This is a genomic window from Burkholderia sp. JPY481 (assembly GCF_038900515.1).
GTDB lineage: Bacteria > Pseudomonadota > Gammaproteobacteria > Burkholderiales > Burkholderiaceae > Paraburkholderia > Paraburkholderia youngii.
Genome location: NZ_JAYMRT010000010.1, coordinates 262,508 through 282,473, shown reverse-complemented (window position 1 = coordinate 282,473; position 19,966 = coordinate 262,508). Strand labels below are relative to the sequence as shown.

General features: G+C 62.8%; 21 protein-coding genes. 10 read left to right on the top strand and 11 right to left on the bottom strand.

Going from position 1 to position 19,966, the window contains the following annotated elements; translation table 11 throughout:
• Positions 1 to 16 precede the first annotated feature (16 nt).
• On the bottom strand, positions 17 to 1,315 hold the full coding sequence (gene phaZ / locus VSR82_RS24120) for a polyhydroxyalkanoate depolymerase (RefSeq protein ID WP_429463105.1): 1,299 nt from the start codon (positions 1,313 to 1,315) through the stop codon (positions 17 to 19).
• A gap of 359 nt (positions 1,316 to 1,674) precedes the next feature.
• On the opposite strand from phaZ, the gene VSR82_RS24115 reads away from it, so the two are divergent.
• Entirely contained in the window at positions 1,675 to 1,914 is a 240-nt protein-coding gene (locus VSR82_RS24115) for a hypothetical protein (RefSeq protein WP_429463106.1), read from the top strand.
• 40 nt (positions 1,915 to 1,954) lie between these two features.
• On the opposite strand, the gene VSR82_RS24110 is transcribed toward VSR82_RS24115, so the two are convergent.
• The 5 genes from VSR82_RS24110 to VSR82_RS24090 form a co-directional block, all read right to left on the bottom strand.
• Positions 1,955 to 2,953 carry a transketolase family protein gene (locus VSR82_RS24110; RefSeq protein ID WP_368581241.1) on the bottom strand — a complete coding sequence of 333 codons (999 nt, stop codon included), beginning with the start codon at positions 2,951 to 2,953 and terminating at the stop codon, positions 1,955 to 1,957.
• Complete coding sequence (locus VSR82_RS24105; RefSeq protein ID WP_429463107.1) at positions 2,950 to 3,795, bottom strand: transketolase; 846 nt, start codon at positions 3,793 to 3,795, stop codon at positions 2,950 to 2,952. Before VSR82_RS24105 ends, VSR82_RS24110 begins: the two co-directional genes overlap by 4 nt.
• Positions 3,796 to 3,827: 32 nt before the next feature.
• Entirely contained in the window at positions 3,828 to 5,153 is a 1,326-nt protein-coding gene (locus VSR82_RS24100) for an MFS transporter (RefSeq protein WP_368581243.1), read from the bottom strand.
• Positions 5,154 to 5,263: 110 nt separating this feature from the next.
• Positions 5,264 to 6,013: an SDR family NAD(P)-dependent oxidoreductase gene (locus VSR82_RS24095; RefSeq protein WP_368581244.1), complete on the bottom strand. Its 750-nt coding sequence runs from the start codon at positions 6,011 to 6,013 to the stop codon at positions 5,264 to 5,266.
• A gap of 164 nt (positions 6,014 to 6,177) precedes the next feature.
• Positions 6,178 to 7,071 carry a LysR substrate-binding domain-containing protein gene (locus VSR82_RS24090; protein ID WP_429463108.1) on the bottom strand — a complete coding sequence of 298 codons (894 nt, stop codon included), beginning with the start codon at positions 7,069 to 7,071 and terminating at the stop codon, positions 6,178 to 6,180.
• On the opposite strand from VSR82_RS24090, the gene VSR82_RS24085 reads away from it, so the two are divergent.
• Positions 6,961 to 7,509, top strand: coding sequence for an amidohydrolase family protein (locus tag VSR82_RS24085; protein ID WP_498858120.1), 549 nt, complete (start codon positions 6,961 to 6,963; stop codon positions 7,507 to 7,509). The genes VSR82_RS24090 and VSR82_RS24085 overlap by 111 nt on opposite strands.
• 45 nt (positions 7,510 to 7,554) lie before the next feature.
• On the opposite strand, the gene VSR82_RS24080 is transcribed toward VSR82_RS24085, so the two are convergent.
• Both VSR82_RS24080 and VSR82_RS24075 read right to left on the bottom strand, forming a co-directional pair.
• Positions 7,555 to 7,851: a hypothetical protein gene (locus VSR82_RS24080; protein ID WP_429463109.1), complete on the bottom strand. Its 297-nt coding sequence runs from the start codon at positions 7,849 to 7,851 to the stop codon at positions 7,555 to 7,557.
• Positions 7,852 to 7,948: 97 nt separating this feature from the next.
• On the bottom strand, positions 7,949 to 8,455 hold the full coding sequence (locus VSR82_RS24075) for a PRC-barrel domain-containing protein (RefSeq protein WP_368598008.1): 507 nt from the start codon (positions 8,453 to 8,455) through the stop codon (positions 7,949 to 7,951).
• A gap of 129 nt (positions 8,456 to 8,584) precedes the next feature.
• Here VSR82_RS24075 and VSR82_RS24070 point away from each other — a divergent pair, with 129 nt between their 5' ends.
• Positions 8,585 to 9,037 carry a hypothetical protein gene (locus tag VSR82_RS24070; RefSeq protein ID WP_368581247.1) on the top strand — a complete coding sequence of 151 codons (453 nt, stop codon included), beginning with the start codon at positions 8,585 to 8,587 and terminating at the stop codon, positions 9,035 to 9,037.
• A gap of 19 nt (positions 9,038 to 9,056) precedes the next feature.
• On the opposite strand, the gene VSR82_RS24065 is transcribed toward VSR82_RS24070, so the two are convergent.
• The gene (locus VSR82_RS24065; RefSeq protein WP_429463110.1) at positions 9,057 to 9,560 is read right to left on the bottom strand and encodes a flavin reductase family protein; all 504 of its coding nucleotides are present in this window, start codon (positions 9,558 to 9,560) and stop codon (positions 9,057 to 9,059) included.
• A gap of 452 nt (positions 9,561 to 10,012) precedes the next feature.
• On the opposite strand from VSR82_RS24065, the gene VSR82_RS24060 reads away from it, so the two are divergent.
• From VSR82_RS24060 to VSR82_RS24035, 6 genes are all read left to right on the top strand, one after another.
• Complete coding sequence (locus VSR82_RS24060; RefSeq protein WP_368581249.1) at positions 10,013 to 10,432, top strand: TadE/TadG family type IV pilus assembly protein; 420 nt, start codon at positions 10,013 to 10,015, stop codon at positions 10,430 to 10,432.
• Between the two features lie 10 nt (positions 10,433 to 10,442).
• Positions 10,443 to 11,630, top strand: a complete 1,188-nt coding sequence (locus VSR82_RS24055; RefSeq protein ID WP_429463111.1) for a pilus assembly protein TadG-related protein — start codon at positions 10,443 to 10,445, stop codon at positions 11,628 to 11,630.
• A 569-nt stretch (positions 11,631 to 12,199) separates the two neighbouring features.
• A complete protein-coding gene (locus VSR82_RS24050) occupies positions 12,200 to 12,952 on the top strand; it encodes a lipoyl protein ligase domain-containing protein (RefSeq protein ID WP_429463112.1) in 753 nt (250 codons plus the stop codon).
• A 162-nt stretch (positions 12,953 to 13,114) separates the two neighbouring features.
• The gene (locus tag VSR82_RS24045; RefSeq protein ID WP_410842367.1) at positions 13,115 to 13,288 is read left to right on the top strand and encodes a hypothetical protein; all 174 of its coding nucleotides are present in this window, start codon (positions 13,115 to 13,117) and stop codon (positions 13,286 to 13,288) included.
• A 73-nt stretch (positions 13,289 to 13,361) separates the two neighbouring features.
• Positions 13,362 to 14,396, top strand: coding sequence for a phosphate ABC transporter substrate-binding protein PstS (gene pstS, locus VSR82_RS24040; protein WP_410851229.1), 1,035 nt, complete (start codon positions 13,362 to 13,364; stop codon positions 14,394 to 14,396).
• A 138-nt stretch (positions 14,397 to 14,534) separates the two neighbouring features.
• Positions 14,535 to 14,732 (top strand): DUF3562 domain-containing protein, encoded by a 198-nt coding sequence (locus tag VSR82_RS24035; protein WP_429463113.1) that lies wholly within the window; start codon positions 14,535 to 14,537, stop codon positions 14,730 to 14,732.
• 11 nt (positions 14,733 to 14,743) lie between these two features.
• On the opposite strand, the gene VSR82_RS24030 is transcribed toward VSR82_RS24035, so the two are convergent.
• The gene (locus VSR82_RS24030; protein WP_429463114.1) at positions 14,744 to 15,670 is read right to left on the bottom strand and encodes a LysR family transcriptional regulator; all 927 of its coding nucleotides are present in this window, start codon (positions 15,668 to 15,670) and stop codon (positions 14,744 to 14,746) included.
• Positions 15,671 to 15,800: 130 nt separating this feature from the next.
• On the opposite strand from VSR82_RS24030, the gene VSR82_RS24025 reads away from it, so the two are divergent.
• The gene (locus VSR82_RS24025) at positions 15,801 to 17,195 is read left to right on the top strand and encodes an MFS transporter (protein WP_429463115.1); all 1,395 of its coding nucleotides are present in this window, start codon (positions 15,801 to 15,803) and stop codon (positions 17,193 to 17,195) included.
• On the opposite strand, the gene VSR82_RS24020 is transcribed toward VSR82_RS24025, so the two are convergent.
• Positions 17,176 to 19,926 carry an MGH1-like glycoside hydrolase domain-containing protein gene (locus tag VSR82_RS24020; protein WP_429463116.1) on the bottom strand — a complete coding sequence of 917 codons (2,751 nt, stop codon included), beginning with the start codon at positions 19,924 to 19,926 and terminating at the stop codon, positions 17,176 to 17,178. The genes VSR82_RS24025 and VSR82_RS24020 overlap by 20 nt on opposite strands.
• Between the last annotated feature and the right edge of the window lie 40 nt (positions 19,927 to 19,966).

The following is a 19,966-nucleotide window of genomic DNA, read 5'->3' as shown; positions in this document are numbered from 1 at the left end:
CGTTTTCGCGGCCACCTCAAGCCGATCTGCGGTTTGCCGAACTTCTGGCCACGCGGCGCGGCTGGCAAACCTCCGACGCGGCGTGTTCGACATCGCGCCAGAATTCGCAGAGGCCCGGATAAACCGCGTCGCGCCAACGCGGGCCGATGAACAGATCGTAGTGATTGCACTGCTCGATGGTGAGCTGCCGCGCGGTCCGCATCGGCGATGTATCGCACAGCGCATGCGCGCAATGGGTTTGCCCCGCGCCGGTGATCTCGTCGCTGTCGCCCTCGATCGTGCACAGCGGGGTATCGCGCAGCGCGGCGATTCGCACCCGGCGCCCGGCGACCGACCACAGATCGCGCGGCAACAGATGTTCGTGAAACACCACGCGAAGCATGTCGAGGAAGTAGCACTCCGTCATATCGAGGACGGCCGCATACTCGTTTGCCGAGCGCAGCGCCCGCTGCGCACCGGGCATGTCGCCGGCGAGCCATCGGGACCAGTAGTCCGCTTCGAGCCGCAACTGCCGCTCCGGATGCGCGGCAAAAATCGCGGCCTGCTGGATGAATCCCGGATAGACGAGACGTCCCGCGCCGCGATAGGGCGGTGGAACGATATCGATCGCATGATCGTGGAACCACTCGAGGGTATGCGAACTCGCGAAGCGGTCGGTGACGGTCGGGTTCAAACGCGTATCGATCGGGCCACCCAGCAGCGAGATGCTCGCAAGCGGGGCGGCCTCGTCCATGGCGAGCAGCGCCGCGGCGCCGAGCACGGGCACGCTCGCCTGACAGATCGCGAGCACATGAACCGGCGACCCGAACGCGCGGGCGGCGGCGATGAAGCTATCGAGCGCCTGCACGTAGTCGTCGAGCGATAGCGGGCCCGCCTCGAGCGGTACGTCGCGCGCATCGGCCCAATCGGTCACGAAGACGTCACGTTGTTCGAGCAGTGTCTCTACGGTCTCGCGCAGCATCACCGAGTGATGTCCGGCGAGTGGCGCGCACAACAGCACGGGTGGTTCTGTGTGGGTAAGTGGTGCGGGCAGGTTGCGCTTGAACCTGAGCAGCGCGCCGAGCGGCAACGAGGCGACGACGCTTTCGTCGACGCTCACGCGGCTACCGTCGACGGCAACCGAGTGGATCGCGAATGGCGGTGTTCGCCCGAAAGCGCAGGTGGACCGCAGCAGCCAGTGGCTGAACGCGTCGGTCGCATGATTGGGGCTGAGCCAGCCCGTTTGCGCGCTCTGCATCGACCCCGAATCGGTTAGAACTCCCCCGACCATCGCGCGAGCGAGGCGTTGTTGTGCATCGATAAAGGCGTACCACATGATGAACCCCGGCGTTCGTCGATCATGAGGGCAGCGTTGCCGCGCCGGCACGAACTCGTGGCGCGGGTACGTCGCAAAAGCTTACCGCGAAACCTCGGGGCGATGGGCGCGAAATCGATGCGCGCGCGGTGCATCGCTGCGCCGGTAGCATGTCGCATGCACGGGTCGTTGCGCGTTTTCCCGGCAGGGTTTTCACGCGCTCGCGCGAATCTGAAGCGAAGCTGAAGGCATCGGGCGAGCGATCGGCGTCGAGCGTGACTCACGGTTCGCGTCGACACTTGACCTGGATCAACGAGACTGGCGTTGCACGGCCTTACGCTGACGGTGGCAGCCGCACGCGACAAACCGAGGAGCATCCAATGACCATATCAGCAAACGCGCAGCAAGGAAGCTGGTCCGTGAGTGTCCATACGGAGGAGGCGCAAGAAGGCGGATTTCAGGCGACGATCCATGTCAAGCATGTGTCGCCCGAAGGTGACTTCGAACGCACCTTTCAGCAATCGCAGGTGTTCGCCGTGGAAAGAGAAGCGGTACTCGAAGGACTGCGTGAAGGCATGACATGGATCGCGCTGAAGACGACGCGGACCATCGGGGTGTAAAGCCGACGGGGCCCGCGCGGTGGCATGACAATGTGCGTCGTCAACCGAGCCACGTTTTGATCGACGTAGCCATCGCGTTAGTCGAGATGCCATAGCGATCGTGCAGCGTCGGCAGCGCACCGGCAGCGAGGAACTCGTCGGGCAACGCAATTTGCCGGAACGGCGGCGTAACGCCAGCGCTGAGCAGCGTGCGCGCTACGGCTTCGCCGAGTCCGCCGATCACCGTATGGTTCTCAGCGACGATCACCATGCGGCCCGTGCGCTTCGCTTCGCGCAGGATCGTCGCGGTGTCGAGCGGCTTGATGGTCGGCACGTGCAGCACCGCCACGCCGACGTTGTCTGCCTCCAGTGCCTTCGCGACTTCGAGCGAGCGCATCGTCATGATCCCCGACGAGATCAGCAGCACGTCATTGCCGTCGCGCAGCAGCTTCGCCTTGCCCAGTTCGAAGCGATAGCCGTATTCGTCGAGCACCGCGGGCACGTTGCCGCGCAACAGGCGCGCATAGACCGGCCCTTTGTGTGCGGCAATGGCCGGCACCATCTGCTCGATATCGAGCGCGTCGCACGGATCGATCACCGTCATGTTCGGCATCGCGCGCATCAGCGCGAGATCTTCGGCCGCCTGGTGACTCGGACCGTAGCCGGTCGTCAGGCCCGGCAACGCACAGACGATCTTCACGTCGAGGTTGTCTTCGGCGATCGTTTGATGAATGAAGTCGTACGCGCGGCGCGTTCCGAACACCGCGTAGGTCGTGACGAACGGCTGCGCGCCTTCGTGCGCGAAGCCGGCGGCCGCGCCCATCAGCAGTTGCTCGGCCATGCCCATCTGGTAGTAGCGGTCCGGAAATTCCTTCGCGAAGATATGCAGGTCGGTGTACTTGCCGAGGTCGGCCGTCATGCCGATCACGTTCGCCTTCGTGCGAGCCAGTTCGACCAGCGCATGACCGAACGGCGCGGAACGCGTGACCTGTCCTTCGGCCGCAATCGACGCGATCATCGCCGAGGTCTTCAGGCGCGGTTTATTTGCAACGGTACTCATGCTTGTCTCCCGGCTTCGAGCGCTTCGAGCGCGAGTTGCCATTCGTGTGCATCGACGCGGATGAAGTGATTCTTCTCGCGTGCTTCGAGGAACGGCACGCCGCAGCCCATCTGCGTATCGCAGACGATGATGCGCGGTTGCGGTTTGCCGTGATGCCGCGCGTTATCGAAGGCGCGCTTCACCGCGTCGATGTCGTTGCCGTCCACGCGCTGCGTGTACCAGCCAAACGCTTCGAGCTTGTCGACGAGCGGCTCGAACGCCATGATCTGCGTCGACGGACCATCGGCCTGCTGGTTGTTCACGTCGACGATCGCGATCAGGTTGTCGAGCTTCCAGTGCGCGGCCGACATCAGGCCTTCCCAGACCGCGCCTTCGTCGAGTTCGCCGTCGGAGAACAGCGTGTAGACGAAGGAGTCAGACGCTTTGCGCTTCAAACCGAGGCAGCGGCCGACGGCGATCGTCAGCCCCTGGCCGAGCGACCCGCCCGACATCTCCATGCCCGGCGTGTAGCTCGCCATGCCGGACATCGGCAGGCGGCTGTCGTCGCTGCCGTAGGTTTCGAGTTCATCGGCGCGCAGGATGCCGGCTTCGAACAGCGCCGCGTACAGAGCAATCGCGTAGTGGCCATTCGACAGCAGGAAGCGGTCGCGGCCTTCCCACTCGAGGTCTTCGGCGCGGTAACGCATCGCGCCGAAGTAGGCGACGGCCAGCACGTCGGCGATGTCGAGCGCCTGGCCGACATAGCCTTGGCCCTGTACTTCGCCCATCAGCAACGCGTTGCGGCGGATGCGGTACGCACGCTCGGCGAGCGTGACCGACTCGGTGATGGTGTCAGTGTCCATCGGTAACTCCTGTAGCAGGTCGAGAGAGAGGTTCATCGGTTCACGGATCGCGCGGGCACCAGAAAGACCAGCAAGGCGCCCAGCGTCACCGCGGCGGAAATGAAGATCAGCCCGGCGGTGGACTTGCCGGTGAGATCGTTGAGCCAGCCGACGATCGCCGGAGAGAAGAAGCCCGCCAGATTTGCGAAGCAGTTCACCGCGGCGATACCGGCCGCCGCGGACATGCCGCCGAGCAGCGCGGTCGGCAGCGACCAGAACTGCGACGACGAAGCGAGAATGCCTGCCGACGCAACGCTCAGGCACACGATCGACGCGCCGACGCTGCCAAGCAGCGGCAAGGTCGCGAAGCCAGCGGCGGCGACCAGCATCGGAATCGCCAGGTGAAAGCGACGCTCGCGGCGACGGTCCGCGCTCATGCCGATTAGCGGCAACGCGACGATCGCGCACAGATACGGAATCGCGGTGAACAGGCCGACCCACAACGGATCGGCGACGCCGGCCTTGCGGATGATCGTGGGCAGCCAGAAGGTCAGGCCGTACTGGCCCAGCACCACGCAGAAGTAGATCGCCGCCATCAGCCACAAGCGCCGGTCGCCGATGAAGTCGCGAATCGACACGTGGGTGACCGTCTGTTGCGCATCGTTCGCGACGTTGCGTGTGAGCAGCGTTTTCTCCGCGTCGTTCAACCACTTCGCTTTGGCGATGCCGTCGTCGAGATACAGCAGAATCGCGATGCCGAGCACGAGCGATGGCAGCGCTTCGAGCAGGAACAGCCATTTCCAGCCCGACATCGACAACGCGCCGTGCAGCGAATGCATGATCGCGCCGGACAGCGGTCCACCGATGATGCCCGCGAGCGGAATCGCCATGAAGAACAGCGACAACGCTTTGGCGCGGCGCTCCGCCGGGAACCAGTAGGTCAGGTAAAGGATCACGCCGGGCGCAAAGCCGGCCTCGGCTACGCCGAGCAGAAACCGCAGCACATAGAACGCGGTAGGTGTTCTGACGAACACGAAGCTCGCGGAGATGACGGCCCACGTCAGCATGATCCGCGCGAGCCAGCGGCGGGCGCCGACGCGATGAAGGATGACGTTGCTCGGCACCTCGAACAGGAAGTAGCCGAGAAAGAAGATGCCGGCGCCCATCCCATAGACCGTTTCGCTGAATTGCAGATCGTTGAGCATCTGCAGCTTCGCGAAGCCGACGTTCACGCGGTCCAGATACGCGCCGAGATAGCACAGCATCAGAAATGGAATCAGCCGCCGGGCGACTTTCGCATAGGTCCGCGCTTCGAACGTGAGTTCGTCGTTTCGCGGTATCACGTCGCCTGCAACGGTCGCGGTGTATTTCGCTTTCATCGATGTCTCCTGTGTGCGCCACGGCAGGCGCTGCTGCGCGTGCCCGCGGCCACATGCCCCGGATAGTGTCCCGGGTGCGTTGCTTGCGCCGCCTGGCGGCGCGCGGTGTTTCAGTGAATCAGCATGCCGCCGTTGACGTCGAGCGTGATCCCCGTCAGGTAGCTCGACAGGTCGCTCAGCAGAAAAAGGCACGCGTTCGCGACGTCCGCGGCGTCACCGAGCCGGCCGAGCGGAATGCCTTTGATGATGTCCTCGCACATCGCGGGCGTCAGTTTGTCGCCGGTGATATCCGTATGGATGAGGCCCGGCGTGATCGAGTTCACGCGGATCTGGTTCGCGCCGAATTCACGCGCCATCGCCTTGGCGAGACCGAGCACACCCGCTTTCGCGGCGCTGTAGTGCGGCCCGCCGAAGATGCCGCCGCCGCGCTGCGCCGAGACCGAGGACATGCAGACGATGCTGCCGCCGTTTTGCTCCTTCATCGCCGGAAGCACCGCTTGCGACATGTACAGCGTGCCGCGCAGATTGACGTCGACGATCGCGTCGAAGTCCTTGCCGCCGATCTCGAGCGTGCGCACCGGCTGCGTGATGCCCGCGTTGTTGACGAGACCGTCGATGCGCCCAAAGCGCTGCAACGTCTCGCGCGCGGCCGCGATGCAGGCGTCCTTGTCGGTTACGTCGCATGCCAGGCCGAGATGCTTCGCGCCGAGATCGGCGGCCGCGCTTTGCGCATCTTCGCGGCGCAGATCGAGGATCACGACGCGTGCGCCTTGCGCGGCCAGCGCGCGGGCCGTGGCCTTGCCGATGCCTCGCGGCGACGCCGCACCCGTCACGATGATGGTCCGGTTCTCGAGCAACATGGTTTGTCTCCTGTGTGTTGACTGGTGCCCAGAGTGTCGGCTCGCGAGGCGCCCGGATCAACGCGGAAACGTTCAGCAATAGCTGAGAAAAATTCAGATGACGGAGGGAGCGCACGCCCGGCGCTATGCGAGGCGTGCAGCCGGATGCAAACGAAAGCCCGGATTCAGCCCCGCAAGTCGGCGGCCGCTTCGCGCTCGATCCACGCAAGGAAGCGCTCGACGCGCGGCAGGTCCGCGTTCTGCGCCGGATAGACGAGATGATGGGCACCGACTTCGACCGCGAAGCTGGCGTCGAAGACGGGCACGAGCAGGCCTTCGCGTATCTTCACCGATGCGAGCATCAGGCTTTCGAGCGCGATGCCGAGCCCGAGCGCCGCGGTTTCGAGCGACATGTACGAGCGGTCGAACGAGAAGTCGAAGGTCTTGTGCGCGGCGGAGACACCGGTCCTGCCGAACCACTGTTTCCACTGCACGAGCGGCGACTCCGAATAAATCAGCCGATGCGACAGCAGGTCTTCCGGCGTCTTCACCGGATGTTGCGCGAGGTACTTCGGCGACGCGAGTGGCGCGATGAACTCGCCGCGCACCGTTTTGACTTCGACATTGGTCCAGTTGCCGTAGCCGTGGCGCACGTCGATGTCGTAGAAGCCGTTCGAGAACGACACGTTTTCGTATGAGCAGGCGACGTTCAGCTGGATGTCGTCGTTCGCTTCCTGGAACGACGACAGTCGCGGCAGCAGCCACATCAGGCCGAAGCTCGGGCTCGAGTGCACGCGCAGAATCTCGACGTCGGTACGGCTCGACGCGCGTTCGGTCGCGCGGCTCAGGTCCGCGAGCGAGCCCGTCACGTCGGCCAGATAACGCTCGCCGATCGGCGTCAGCACGAGGCCGCGGCCGGAGCGCTGGAACAGCGCCTGCCCGATGATCGATTCGAGGTTGCTCAGTTGATGGCTCACCGCCGACGCGGTCAGGCCAAGTTCGTCGGCCGCGCGGTTCACGCTTTTCGTGCGGGCAACGCTTTCGAACGCGATGATCGCCTTCAGCGGTGGGATGCGCATAGTGAAATTTCTTTCAGTTGCAGTTGCAGTTGGATGGAGCCGCCTTGGTCGCGAGTGATGCGCACTGCCATTCTGTCCGTAAGCCGCACCGATACCGATATGGCGCAGTGCACCACTGCGCAAGAGACAGACTGCCATGCATTATCCGTTTTTCCTTCGCCGTTTTTTGCCTGTTTGATTCGTGCGCCTTCGTCCCAATTTCGCGCCGGCGTCGTTGGGTGCGAAAGCGCTGTCGACAGCATCCGTCCGTACGTGCTGCACGCGATCGAGGCGTTCGGCGTCGAGCGTTGCATCTTCGCGAGCGACTTCCCGGTCGACAAGCTGTTCAGCAGTTACGACGCGGTCTTCAACGCGTTCAAGGCGATTACGAAGGACTTTTCAGCGCGAGGGCAGCGTGCGCTGTTTCATGACAACGCCGAGCGTGTTTATCGGTTTTGATGTGTGTGAGTGGCCGCCCGGCGGCGAGCGTGCGAATGCGGCACTTCAACGCGTCGCCGCTTCGTCTTCCGTCTCGCTCGCCTCGTGCGTCGAATTCGTTGCCTGTGCTTGCTGATTCACGTCGTCGACGACCTCTGGTTGCTTGCGCTCCAGCAAACCGACGACCGGGTTCGCGCCCTGCCGCCGCCCGGTACGCCCCGCATATGCGCAACAAGCGCCGACCACGAATGCGCCCAGCGCGGGCAGCGGAAGCGCAAGGCTGAGAAATACCGAACCCGTGCCGATTGCCACCCACGCGGCGAAGGATATGTTCTTTCGATTGATTAGTGCGCGTCGGATCATCGACGTTTCTCCTTTGCCGCGCGCCGCGCCTCGTGTGCTCGTCGCAAGACGGTGGCGTGTGTGAGATAGCGATGCTGGAGCGCCGGAACCAGGGCCTTCAGATCCCGGTGGTCGGATCGATGCGTACGGCGGGATCGCTTTCGACGACACCGCGCGTGGCTTCCCAGTACGGTTCGCGATGATAGAACTGGTGCACCGACGCGCCCCATGCGCGATCGGCCATCGCCGGCCAGTGGTCCTTGTCGAAGCCCGGCGAGCTTTTCACCTGCTCGGCCGTGGCGTCCAGGCGGAAGCACTTGCGGTCGGTGTCGAGCGTCAGCGCGCGCCACGGAATTGCGTGCAAGGTGCCGCCGATGCCGAGAATCGCGCCCTCCGTCAGCACCGCATACGCGATGCGGCCGCTGCGCACGTCCAGCATGATGTCGGAAATCTTGCCGAGGTCCTGGCCATCGGAAGACATTACCTTGTTGCCGTCGAGCGTGGCGGCGGCCATAACCTCGGGTCCGGGACCATCGCCAACGCCACCGCCGGCGATACGTGCGCCGGCGGCCGGCTGTGCGGGAGTCGAGGGGGCGTTCGGGTCGAGAGGATCGGGCAGGTCCATGTCGAAACTCCTGATTTCCACGGAATATCTGCACTCCGCAAGGCGCGTACCTGATGCAAGATTCGACGACTAGAATAAAACCATGCCGTGTCGAGACGGCTGCGCTGCGCCCGGAGAGGGGGAGCGATCATGCGTTGTGGAATCGTTGGTCTATGCACTGGCGTGGCGGGCGTATTTGCGCTGTGTGGCTGCGTCTATTACGGTCCCTATTCGTACTATCCGGGAGCGGGTGGTTATTACGCCTGCAGCAGCGGTGCGGCCACCGCCACCACGGAATCAGCGACCGGCAACGCGGCTACGCCGGCAAGCGGGACTGCCGGCGCGAATGCGGCGCCGAACGACTTGCCGTTGTCGGGACAGAATTGCACGTATGTCGCGGTTCCTGCGCCCGCTTATTACGGCTATCCCGGGTATTACGGCTATCCGGGCTATTACGGTTATCCGTACGGCTACCCATACGGTTATCCATGGGCGGGCTACTACGGATGGTGGGGGCCGTCAGTGGTGATCGGGGGCTACTGGGGCGGTGGCGGCTATCACTACGGCCACTGGCACGGAGGACATGGCGGGCACTGGCATTGAGCAGCCAGCACGCCACCCATTACGAAAACGTGCTGGGATAAAGGGCCTCGCTCATGTCGAGATTGCCAGTCTGCGCGTAGATCAGCGGTTTTCCGCCCGCGCTCGCTAGCGCGCCATCGACGACACGCCCGATCACCACCCGATGATCTCCCGCCGCGACGTCATCGACCACCCGACACTCGAAATGCGCGAGCGCATCGACCAATAGCGGCGCGCCGGTTACGCCGGGACGCCAGCGAGTCGTCGCGAGCTTGTCGACGGCGCGGCCCGACTGCGTGCCGAAGTGCTCGGCGAGTTTCTGTTGATCCGCGCGTAACACGCTGATCGCAAACACCGCTCCGCTGCGCAGCAGTTCGTACGACTGATGCTCGGGACTAATGCCGAGCGCGATCAGCAATGGTGCAAACGAAACCTGCATCACCGAGCTCGCGGTGAACGCATTGCGGCGCTCGCCGTCCGCTACGCCGATTACATACACACCGGAGGTCAGATGCCGGAAAAGCTGCGCGATCCTGTTGCTCATAGGGAATGAACCGTTTCAATGGGTTGTCGTCGATCGCCGCTTCGCCGCTATTGCAGAAGAATTGTGCGGCAGCGCGCAGAATTTCCCGATTTGGCTCGTATGCTTTGTAACCATAAACGGAAGCCAAAATGACAACCAGATGGCTTCCCGAGGCCCTTCGCATTCAGCAATCACATGCGGAGTGTGGCACTCATCGTCGGGGGACATCATGAGAAATCAAGCGAAGAGCACCGTCGCGATTCCATCATATTTCAAACGTGCCACGTCATCGATGTTACCTCGATGTGTGCTGGCTCGTTGCCGTTCATTCACGCCAACTTCGATTCCCTGGCGCTAGCCGCGCCTTTGCGAAATACCAGATCGCGTCCACCGAATCAGCGTCCAGAGCAGAGCGCAAGCTTTAGCGAACAGGATGCTGTCGGTGAAAGTTGCGTGACCGCCTGCGGAGTCAAATGATGAACCTGAAAAAAAAGCAAAAGGGTGTGGTGGCCGTTGAAACCGCGCTGGTACTTCCGCTTCTGCTGCTCATTGTGTTCGGAATCGTCGAGTTCGGCCTGGCTCTGTACGACCAGGCTGTGATCACCAACGCCGCCAGGGAGGGCGCGCGAGCGGGCATCGTACTGACCAGCCCCAGACCAACGACGACGGACATCACCAGCGTCGTGACCGGCTATACGTCCTCGTACCTGATTTCGTTTGCGACGAAGAACCCCACGCCATCGGTCTCGGTAACCAACGCAGGCGGGTCGTTCGGCACCGCGTTGGCGGTCAAGGTCTCGTACACGTTCACGGGCTTGCTGCTCGGCCCCCTGATCAACCCGTTGACGGGGCCGATCACCTTGAGCTCCACGGCCACGATGAACAACGAATAAGAAGAACATCATGCCTACCGTCCATACCCTGCGTACTCAGCGCCGCGCCAAATCGATGAAGAAGCAGAAGGGCGCGGTGGCCATCATGGTCGCCCTGTTGCTGCTTACGCTCCTGAGCTTCGCGGCGCTCGCAATCGACATTGGCAATCTGATGGTGGCCCGCACTCAGGCACAGACTGCCGCCGACGCCGCGGCGCTCGCGGGGGCACAGTGCCTCTATACCCAGGCCAGCAACGCTAGCTGCAACAACGCGAGCGCCGCCAATCCGGATTGGAATGACTCGCAGACCGTGGCTGTTTCGTTCGGACCGAAGAACAATGTGCAGGGGACGGCCGTGCAGTTGCATACGTCGGATGTCGTTACCGGCTATGTCAATGTGACCAAAGTTGCGGCTGGTGTATCCCAGGCCACCGTGCCGGTAGCAAGCGGAAAGATCGTGCCCGCGGTCCAGGTGACGGTCCACAAGGACGGGAGCGACTCCAACGGGAGCGTGCCGGTGTATCTGGCGCAAGTGCTGAACATCGCGTCGCTGAAGACGAGTGCGACGGCGACCGCGGTCGTGGCTAGTCCTGGAACCGCTGAAGTTGGGGCGCTGTTCCCGATCGTGATGTCGCAATGCCTGTACAACTCCTACTGGAATTCGGCGACCAATTCCCCTCTTCTTGCTACCAGTACAACCGACCCTCAAGCGGCCAACAACGGCACGCCTATTCCGCAGACGATCGGCCAACCGTACATCTTCGGGATCAGAGCGTCGTACCAGGCCGCCAATTGCAACGCAGGACAATGGACGTCCCTCTCTTCTGCTAACAGCCAGCTTGGTTCCGACGCCATAGTGGGGTTGATGACGAGCGGAAACGCGAGTCCGATGTCTATCGGCCAACCGATCTATCTGGAAACGGGCCTGAATAGCAATGCGTTCCACAACGTTGCAACGTGTAGTCAGGTCCCGGCGGGTTCGGCGGGTAGTTGTGCCTGGGTGACGGTAGCCGTGGTGAGTAACGTCACGAGTGGACAGGGGAGCACTCCGCCGATCGTCGCATTCGGGTGCCTGCACATTCTGAACGAGACAGGCAGCGGCTCCAACGCAGTCATCACCGTGCAGATGGGCAACGATCCGAACTACTGTAAAAACAGCCAGATGGACGGCATCGGCCCCAACTATGGGACGATCATGATGCCCCGGTTGGTTCAGTAACTTTGCCATCGAGGCGCGCTTCACAGCATGGCAACTCTGCGGCGCAGCAGAAGCCTGCCTCAACGCTGTTCGATCAGGATGCCAATACCCGGTCGGCACGACTCAGCCTGTAGTGGCCGACTCGACTATGCCGTGCGCAGTGTTCCTGGTCACGCCCTGTTCAAGACGCCCCACAAGTGATGCGCCCAATATTTTTCTCAGCAACGCCCGTGCGATCGCCAGGACCGTACCGAACGCGCAGCTCGTGGAAATCAAGGGCTGTGACAACTGGGCGCAGTATGAACAGCCCGAGAGATTCAATCAGGAGAGCATTGCATTTCTGCAAGAAGCCTGAGCGGGTAGACGCCGAGCGCTAATTTGGCGTCATGGAGCAGGCGGCCTGGCGCCGATGGGAGTCCGCCAAAGTGACGTTGACCATCGGGTGCTCGTTCTACGCGAACGTTGACTGGCCTCGAAACTGATGTCACATTCCTCGATCCGGTCGGAAACCACGGGATCTTCCTTTTGTCGGCCTCGGCCATTCCGTCTTGCAACCGATTCTGACAGTTGCTCTGTTTCGCGTTTTGACTATGTCATTCGAATTCATCCAACCTGATCCGACCGTCCACGACCCCCTTCAGGCAGAGCACACACTGCTGGACTTAGCGGCGCGTGGCCGCAATGTTGCTCAACTGTGGGAAGCGCCGAAGTCTTTGGTGGTGCCGCGCAGCTATCTGCGTTACCCCCAGTTCGAATCTGCACGCTCCGCTTTTCTTCGCAGCGGATGCCCCGTCTGGCTACGCATGTCGGGCGGCGGCCTCGTACCGCAGGGCCCCGGGATTCTAAATTTAAGTCTGGCTTATTTCGTCAAGCAGCAGCCGAGCAAAATGAGCGAGGCGGTGTACCTGCACTTATGCGAAGTCATCGGGAGCGCGCTGCGCGTGATCGGCGTCACGACCCACTACCAGGCAGTGGACGGTTCATTTTGCGACGGTCGCTTCAATCTGGCTTGGGGAGTCGACACCGACGCGCGCAAGTTTGCTGGCACGGCGCAGTATTGGCGACAGGCGCCAGCCGCGATGCGGACGAGCGATGGACGGGGCCATCTGGTGCTCGCGCATGCCGTATTGCTTGTCAGTGCCGACCCGGACGAGGCGAACCGGCGGGCGAACGCCTTCGAAGAGGCGGTGGGCAGTGGCCGTCGATATGACGCGATCAAGATCGTCACTGTGCTGCAAGCGCTGGCAGGGGCTGGGGTCGGCCGCGAGCCACTGATGCCCGCTGTGATGGCTGCGATCAAGGACAGTCTCACCGACACGCCACTACCAACTGATAAGCAGTAACCCGCTTGCCCGGACTCGCTCGGCTCAGCCGGTGTAGTTCGGCGGCGCGCGGAGGGCGATTCTCCCTAACATCGAACAATCCGCGCCCCGCCCGCGCTGAACGCAGCGCGGCCGCTGTCAACGGAATGTAACTTGAAGTGCTTAAGTTTGAAGGTTCGAGCGATGGGCAGCCGTGCCGGGTGCGTAAAGCCGAACAAAGGGCGCAACCTTCTGGAAACGCTCAATACAGACACGGACGTGCTGGAGCGGATTGAAATGCATCATCGCAAGAACACCGCGCGCCCGCGCAAGTTGCGGGAGTCCAACGCAAGTTCCCTGGGCCCGCAGGATGCGTAGTTGAGCAATTGCGTCGCGGAGCGAAGCTCGCTGCAACCATTGATCCGGTCAGTCAATCTCGTGGAGGCAAACCATGCTGTTCAAACGAGGAATTGCAGTTCTTGCCGTTGCTCTACCGCTCGCGGCCGCGCACGCGCAAACCGTCGACATCACCGGTGCGGGCAGCACTTTTGCAGCCCCGATCTATAACAAGTGGGCCGACGCCTACCATAAGGCGGGGGGCGGCAAGGTCAACTACCAGGGCATCGGGTCAGCGGGCGGCATCAAGCAGATCCTCGCGAAGACCGTCGATTTCGCGGGTTCCGACGCGCCGATGAAGGACGATGAACTGGCGAAGACTGGCCTGTTCCAATTCCCGACGGTGGTCGGCGGCGTCGTGCCGGTCGTCAACCTGCCGGGCGTGAAGCCGGGCCAACTGGTTCTGTCGGGCGCGGTGCTCGGCGACATCTATCTGAACAAGATCAAGAAATGGAACGATCCGGCGATCGCCGCGCTGAATTCGGGCATGAAACTGCCGGACACGGACATTGCCGTGGTACGCCGCGCCGACGGTTCGGGCACGAGCTTCATCTGGACGAACTTTCTATCGAAGGTGAACCCGGAGTGGAAGTCGAAGGTCGGCGAAGGCACGACGGTGAACTGGCCGACCGGTACGGGCGGCAAGGGCAATGACGGCGTTGCCGCCTTCGTGCAACGGCTGCCTGGCGCGGTCGGCTATGTCGAGTGGGCGTATGCGAAGCAAAACAACATGGTCTACACCAGCCTGAAGAACTCCGCCGGTACGGTGGTTGCGCCGAAGACCGAGACCTTCAAGGCGGCCGCCTCGGGCGCGGACTGGAAGACGTCGTTCTACCAGATCCTGACCAACGAGCCCGGCAAGGACGCATGGCCGGTCGTCGGCGCGACTTTCGTGCTGCTGCACGCGACGCAAGACAAGCCGGCGCAAGGCGCGGCAACGCTGAAGTTCTTCGACTGGGCGTTCAAGAACGGCGGGCAGGCTGCCAGCGATCTCGACTACATCTCGTTGCCGGATTCGGTCGTGTCGGAAATCCGCTCGCAGTGGAAGACCAGGGTCAAGGATGCGTCGGGAAAACCGGTGTTTCAGTGAAGGCCTCGTTGCGACCCGTCTCAGACAGCTCGTGGTCGGTCATGGGCGAAATCAATTGACCCAGATCAAGTAACGGCCGCATTGAGGCGGGTAACGTGCGCGTGACGGTCTTTCATCACCGCACGCTGGGAGCAGGCAATGGTCACGCGCAACGTCGAGGAAGTCATCAAGCAAATTGCCGCCGCCACCAACACGCCAGAGGAAACGGTCTTGCAGATGTACGCGCAGACATGGATCGAATACAGCGAAGGCGCACGAATCACGGACTATCTGACGGTTCTGGTCGCCCGTCGTGTGCGCGACAATCTACGCAGGAGGCAACAGGATTCGCATTGAGCGTGGGTTGGTCAAGCACCGTTGGGCGATGCCGCTTCCGCGCCGAAGCGTTCGACCATAAATTCAATAAAGCTCCGAAGCTTAGGCGACGTACGCCGCTCACGCAGATACAGCAGGTTCAGCGGCCGCTCGGGCGCGGCAAACGCCGGCAGCACTTCGACCAACCGTTTCGCTCGCAGATCCGCGGCCACGAGGACCTCGGGCAGCATGGCGATGCCCAGGCCGCGCAACACCGCCCGTCGCAGCGCTTCCGAATTGTCGATCCTCAGCCTGCCGTCGACGGGCACGCGCACGCGGCCGTCCGGACCCTCGAGGCTCCATTCGGCCTGCGCCGCGTGCCATTCCGAGCGCGGCGGATACGCGTACGTCAGGCACTGATGCGAGCGCAGCGCGTCGGGCGATGACGGCGTGCCGTGCGCTGCCAGATACCCGCGTGACGCGCACAACACCAGACGGTACGGCTGCAGAGGCCGCGCGACGAGATCCGGATTGCCCAGCGCGCCGATCCGAACCGCCGCCTCGAAGCCGTCGTCGATCAGGTCCGACAGTGCATCGGTGGCGACGATATCGAGCTTCACCTCGGGATAGCGCTCGTAGTAATCCGCGATCACCGGCATCAGGCATTCGTTGCTGAACACGACGGGCGCGGTTATGCGCAGGCGTCCCCGTGGCGTCGCGAGGTGATCGAGCGCGAGCCGTTCCGAATCGTCGATCAGCCCGAGGATCTCGATGCATCGTTCATAGTAGGCCTGCCCAAACGCGCTGATCTGCTGCTTGCGCGTGGTGCGATGGACGAGTGTCGCGCCTAGCCGCGTTTCCAGCGCCTGAAGATGATTGCCGACCATCGTCGGCGACAGGTCGCAGGCTACCGCCGCCGCCGTCAGGCTGCCGCTTTCGACTACGCGCACGAACACGGTCATCGCTTTGAGGAGGTCCATTCCCCAATAATAATTGGTTCTGTTGCCATTTGCCGTGCGTTTATCAATCTTCGCTGTGGGAATACAGTCCGCGTACACGGCGCTTGCGGCCCATCCCGGTGCCGCATCGCCGACTTCCTGCACGGACATCATGCGCAAACAGCTCAGCTCACCGGCCCGGTCGCCACGTCTTGCCTTGCTCGCGACGAGCCTCGGCTTCGTCATCATCTGTCTCGACGTCACGGTCGTGAACGTCGCGCTCGCACGAATGCGCGATGGCCTCGGCCTCGATTCGACGGCGCTGGAATGGGTCGTCAACGCGTACACGCTGGCGTTCGCGAGTCTGCTGCTGTCCGCTGGCGCATTGGCCGACCGGTTCGGCGCGCGGCGCATGTTCGTCGCTGGGTTCGTCGTGTTTACCTGCGCATCGGTGGGGTGCGGGCTGTCGGATGGCGCGGCGCTGCTGGTTGGGTCGCGGGTGGTGCAGGGCATCGGCGCGGCGCTGTGCGTGCCGTCGTCGCTGGCGCTGCTCGGCGCGGCGTTCCCGGACCCGCATGCGCGGGCCAGGGCGGTTAGCGTCTGGGCGGGCACCGCGGCGCTCGCGCTGGGGGCGGGGCCGCTGGTCGGCGGCGTGCTCGTCGACCGCTTCGGCTGGCCTGCCATTTTTCTGATCAACGTGCCGATCGGCGTCGCGGGCATCTGGCTGACCATCGCTCATGCGCCCGACACGCAAGGTCACGCGGCGCGTCGCATCGACCTGGCCGGCCAGACGCTTGCCGTCGTTGCGTTGGTCGGGCTGACGTATGCGGTTGTCGAAAGCGGCAGGCTGGGCTGGACCAGCATGACCGTGTTGACCGGACTTGGCGTCGCGGCCGTTGCGGGCGGGCTGTTCGTCATCGTCGAGGCGCGGCAGGCGCAGCCGCTTTTACCGCTCGCGCTGTTCCGCCATGCCGCGGTGAACGTCAGCGCGCTAACGGGGCTGTCGCTGAATTTCGGCTACTACGGACTGATGTTTGCGATGAGTCTGTTTTTCCAGAACGCGCGTCACGACACACCGCTCGAAACCGGCCTCGCGTTCCTGCCGATGACAGCGGTAGTCGCAGTCGCAAACGTCGCGTCGGGTTCGCTCACCGCGCGTTTCGGTTATCGCCTGCCGATGCTTGTCGGCCAGGCACTGGCGGCGCTCGGCTATGTTTCGCTTGCGTTCGCGCGGGTGGATAGCAGTGCGCTAGCGGTCGCGCTGCCGCTGCTCACTGTTGGCGTCGGTGTCGCGCTCGCGGTGCCGTCGATCAACACCGCGGTGCTGGCGCACGTGGAACCGTCGTACATGGGCATTGCATCGGGCGTGTTGAACACCGCGCGTCAGATTGGCGGCGTGCTCGGCGTGGGGTTGTTTGGCGCCCTTGTGCGGCCGGAGTTCGACCCTCTTGCCGAGGGTCTGCATCGGGCCGCGATCATGGCCGCTACTGTGACGCTTTTGAGCCTCCTGAGCATAGTCATGGGCCTCAAGACATCCGGAGCGATGGTCACGGACGGTGCGCGTTGAGAGCATTGTCGCTGCTGCCCGCCTCGTGCGCGGAAGCGCCGGCCATCACGCGCCAGCGGTCGCTGTCGAGTACGGTTCGAGCATCGATCCGCCCGAACATGTCCAACAGAGGTGCGACGAGGCCCGTCCAGCCGGTCTGATGACTGGCTCCGAGCCCCGCACCGTTGTCGCCGTGGAAATACTCGTAGAACAGGATCAGGTCGCGCCAGTGCGGATCGTCCTGAAACTTGCTGGTCCCGCCATAGACGGGACGTCTTCCATCCGCATCGCGCAAGAACGTACCCGTCAGTCGCCGGACGATTTCCTGTGTCACCTCGAACAGCGTCATGTAATGCCCGGACCCGGTCGGGCATTGCACCTTGAACTCGTCGCCGAAAAAGCTGTAGAGGTTCATCAGTGCCCTGACAACGAGCAGGTTCACCGGCATCCATACCGGACCTCGCCAGTTGGAATTCCCGCCGAACATGCCCGTATTGGATTCGGCCGGCAGGTACTGCACTTTGTAATCGGTCCCGCCGATGTTGAGCACATACGGATGATCGAGGTGATAGCGGGAGAGCGAACGGATGCCATGCGGTCCGAGGAACTCATTCTCGTCGAGCAGGTATCCGAGCACGCGTTCGAGCTTGCGTCTGTTCAGGATCGACAGGAGCCTGCGCTCCCGATGGCCGATGAAGCCCGTATCCGTCGGCGCCACGTGCGCGAGCAGCTCCGGGTAGCGTTTGCGGAACTGGGCGATCAGCTCCATCAGTTTCGGATACCGTGTCACCGAATCTGCTTCGAATACTGTCGTCGCGCACAGCGGCAGCAGCCCCACCATCGACCTGATCTTCAGACGCATGGTCTGGCCGTCGGGAAGCCGCAGCAGATCATAGAAGAAGCCGTCATGCTCGTCCCACATGTCGTCCGGATGTTCGCCGCGCCGATCCATTGCATACGCGATCCACATGAAGTGCTGGACGAACCTGAAAGCGATCTCCTCGTACATCGGATCGTATTCCGTCAGGATGATCGCCATCTCCAGCATGCACTGGCAATAAAACGCCATCCACGCGGTTCCGTCCGCCTGTTCCAGCGATCCACCCGTCGGCAGCTGCGCGCTGCGATCGAACACCCCGATGTTGTCCAGCCCCAGAAAGCCGCCGGCGAACACGTTGCGTCCTGCCGGGTCCTTGCGATTCACCCACCAGTTGAAATTGAGCATCAGCCCCTGAAACGAGCGCTCGAGAAAGCGCGGGTCGGCCCGTCCCAGCTCTTTGCCGTACCGGTAGAGCCAAAGCGTGGCGGCCGCATGCACCGGAGGATTGACGTCGCTGAAGTTCCACTCGTAGGCCGGAATCTGGCCGCTCGGATGGACATACAGGGTGCGCAACATCAGCAGCAATTGCTCCTGCGCGAAATCGAAGTCGACGAGCGCCAGAGAGATCGTGTGGAATGCCAGATCCCAGGCCGCGTACCATGGGTATTCCCATTTGTCCGGCATCGAGATCACGTCCGCATTCAGCATGTGGAACCATCCGGTGTTGCGCACGTCGAGCCGCTCGCCGTCGAGCAACGGATGACTCCCATGCTCGCGCAGCCACAGTTCGAGATCGAAGTAGTAGTACTGCTTGCCCCACAACATGCCCGCCAACGCCTGACGATGCACCCGGCGCTGGTCTTCCGTCAGCGATTTCGGCGCGATGCGCGCGTAGAACTCGTCCGCATCGGCAATGCGTTCGTTGAAGGTGTTCTCGAAGCCGTCGAACGCGTTGTCGCGGCTCGCCGCGCTCAGGCGCAGCCGGATCGTCACGCTGTCGCCGCCGGGTACGTCGCATACGCAATGGGCCGCCGCCTTGGTTCCCGTTCTGGCGGGATTCACCGCCTCGCGTTGCCCGCCGATCACATACGCGTGGAACGCGTCCTTCACATACGGCGAAGCATTGGGCTGATTCCACAGACGCCGTGCATTGCTTTCGTTTTCCGTGAACAGCAGTTCCGTCGCGCCTTCGCAATAGAGCCAGTAGTCGCCCAGTTCATGATGGCGCGCCCGAATGACGCCCGGCGCGTCTTCGCACAGCGACGGCCTGGGATCGTCGTGGTTCTCCGACCACGTATTGCGAAACCATAGCGTCGGCAGGATTCGAAGCTGCGCCGCGTCCTGCCCGCGGTTGTGCACGCAAATGCGCACGAAGATGTCTTGTGGATCGCGCTTCGCGTATTCGACGAACACATCGAAATACCGGTCGTCATCGAATACGCCGGTATCGAGCAGTTCGTACTCGAGTTCTTCTCGCGATCGCTCGCGGTTCGTCTCGATCAGGTCGAGGTACGGATATTCCCGCTGCGGGTACTTGTACAGATACTTCATGTACGAGTGCGTGGGCGTGCTGTCGACATAGAAGTAATATTCCTTCACGTCCTCGCCATGATTGCCTTCGCTATTGGTGAGTCCGAACAGGCGTTCCTTCAGAATCGGGTCGCGCCCGTTCCAGAGTGCGAGCGCGAAGCAGAGTCGCTGCTGGTCGTCGGATAGTCCGCCGAGCCCGTCTTCTCCCCACCTGTAAGCGCGCGAACGCGCCTGGTCGTGGGTGAAATAGTTCCAGGCGTCGCCATCTTCGCTGTAGTCCTCGCGGACGGTTCCCCATTGCCGCTCGCTCAGGTACGGCCCCCACTGCTTCCATGGCACCTGCGCCGAATGCGCGTCGTTCAAGCGTTTTTGTTCCGTGACATCGACGTCTGCGCGAGCCATTTCTGCCTCCGTTACGGCCGGATGAACCTGCAACAGGCGG

Bases quoted from the DNA above. Each gene is read 5' to 3' on its own strand.
- VSR82_RS24115 (WP_429463106.1), top strand. From the start codon at position 1,675: ATGACCATATCAGCAAACGCGCAGCAAGGAAGCTGGTCCGTGAGTGTC.
- VSR82_RS24025 (WP_429463115.1), top strand. From the start codon at position 15,801: ATGCGCAAACAGCTCAGCTCACCGGCCCGGTCGCCACGTCTTGCCTTG.
- phaZ (WP_429463105.1), bottom strand. From the start codon at position 1,315: ATGTGGTACGCCTTTATCGATGCACAACAACGCCTCGCTCGCGCGATG.
- VSR82_RS24020 (WP_429463116.1), bottom strand. From the start codon at position 19,926: ATGGCTCGCGCAGACGTCGATGTCACGGAACAAAAACGCTTGAACGAC.
- VSR82_RS24035 (WP_429463113.1), top strand. From the start codon at position 14,535: ATGGTCACGCGCAACGTCGAGGAAGTCATCAAGCAAATTGCCGCCGCC.
- VSR82_RS24110 (WP_368581241.1), bottom strand. From the start codon at position 2,953: ATGAGTACCGTTGCAAATAAACCGCGCCTGAAGACCTCGGCGATGATC.
- pstS (WP_410851229.1), top strand. From the start codon at position 13,362: ATGCTGTTCAAACGAGGAATTGCAGTTCTTGCCGTTGCTCTACCGCTC.
- VSR82_RS24065 (WP_429463110.1), bottom strand. From the start codon at position 9,560: ATGAGCAACAGGATCGCGCAGCTTTTCCGGCATCTGACCTCCGGTGTG.
- VSR82_RS24045 (WP_410842367.1), top strand. From the start codon at position 13,115: ATGGGCAGCCGTGCCGGGTGCGTAAAGCCGAACAAAGGGCGCAACCTT.
- VSR82_RS24100 (WP_368581243.1), bottom strand. From the start codon at position 5,153: ATGAAAGCGAAATACACCGCGACCGTTGCAGGCGACGTGATACCGCGA.
- VSR82_RS24050 (WP_429463112.1), top strand. From the start codon at position 12,200: ATGTCATTCGAATTCATCCAACCTGATCCGACCGTCCACGACCCCCTT.
- VSR82_RS24080 (WP_429463109.1), bottom strand. From the start codon at position 7,851: ATGATCCGACGCGCACTAATCAATCGAAAGAACATATCCTTCGCCGCG.
- VSR82_RS24055 (WP_429463111.1), top strand. From the start codon at position 10,443: ATGCCTACCGTCCATACCCTGCGTACTCAGCGCCGCGCCAAATCGATG.
- VSR82_RS24095 (WP_368581244.1), bottom strand. From the start codon at position 6,013: ATGTTGCTCGAGAACCGGACCATCATCGTGACGGGTGCGGCGTCGCCG.
- VSR82_RS24060 (WP_368581249.1), top strand. From the start codon at position 10,013: ATGATGAACCTGAAAAAAAAGCAAAAGGGTGTGGTGGCCGTTGAAACC.
- VSR82_RS24105 (WP_429463107.1), bottom strand. From the start codon at position 3,795: ATGGACACTGACACCATCACCGAGTCGGTCACGCTCGCCGAGCGTGCG.
- VSR82_RS24030 (WP_429463114.1), bottom strand. From the start codon at position 15,670: ATGGACCTCCTCAAAGCGATGACCGTGTTCGTGCGCGTAGTCGAAAGC.
- VSR82_RS24085 (WP_498858120.1), top strand. From the start codon at position 6,961: ATGGCTCACCGCCGACGCGGTCAGGCCAAGTTCGTCGGCCGCGCGGTT.
- VSR82_RS24075 (WP_368598008.1), bottom strand. From the start codon at position 8,455: ATGGACCTGCCCGATCCTCTCGACCCGAACGCCCCCTCGACTCCCGCA.
- VSR82_RS24090 (WP_429463108.1), bottom strand. From the start codon at position 7,071: ATGCGCATCCCACCGCTGAAGGCGATCATCGCGTTCGAAAGCGTTGCC.
- VSR82_RS24070 (WP_368581247.1), top strand. From the start codon at position 8,585: ATGCGTTGTGGAATCGTTGGTCTATGCACTGGCGTGGCGGGCGTATTT.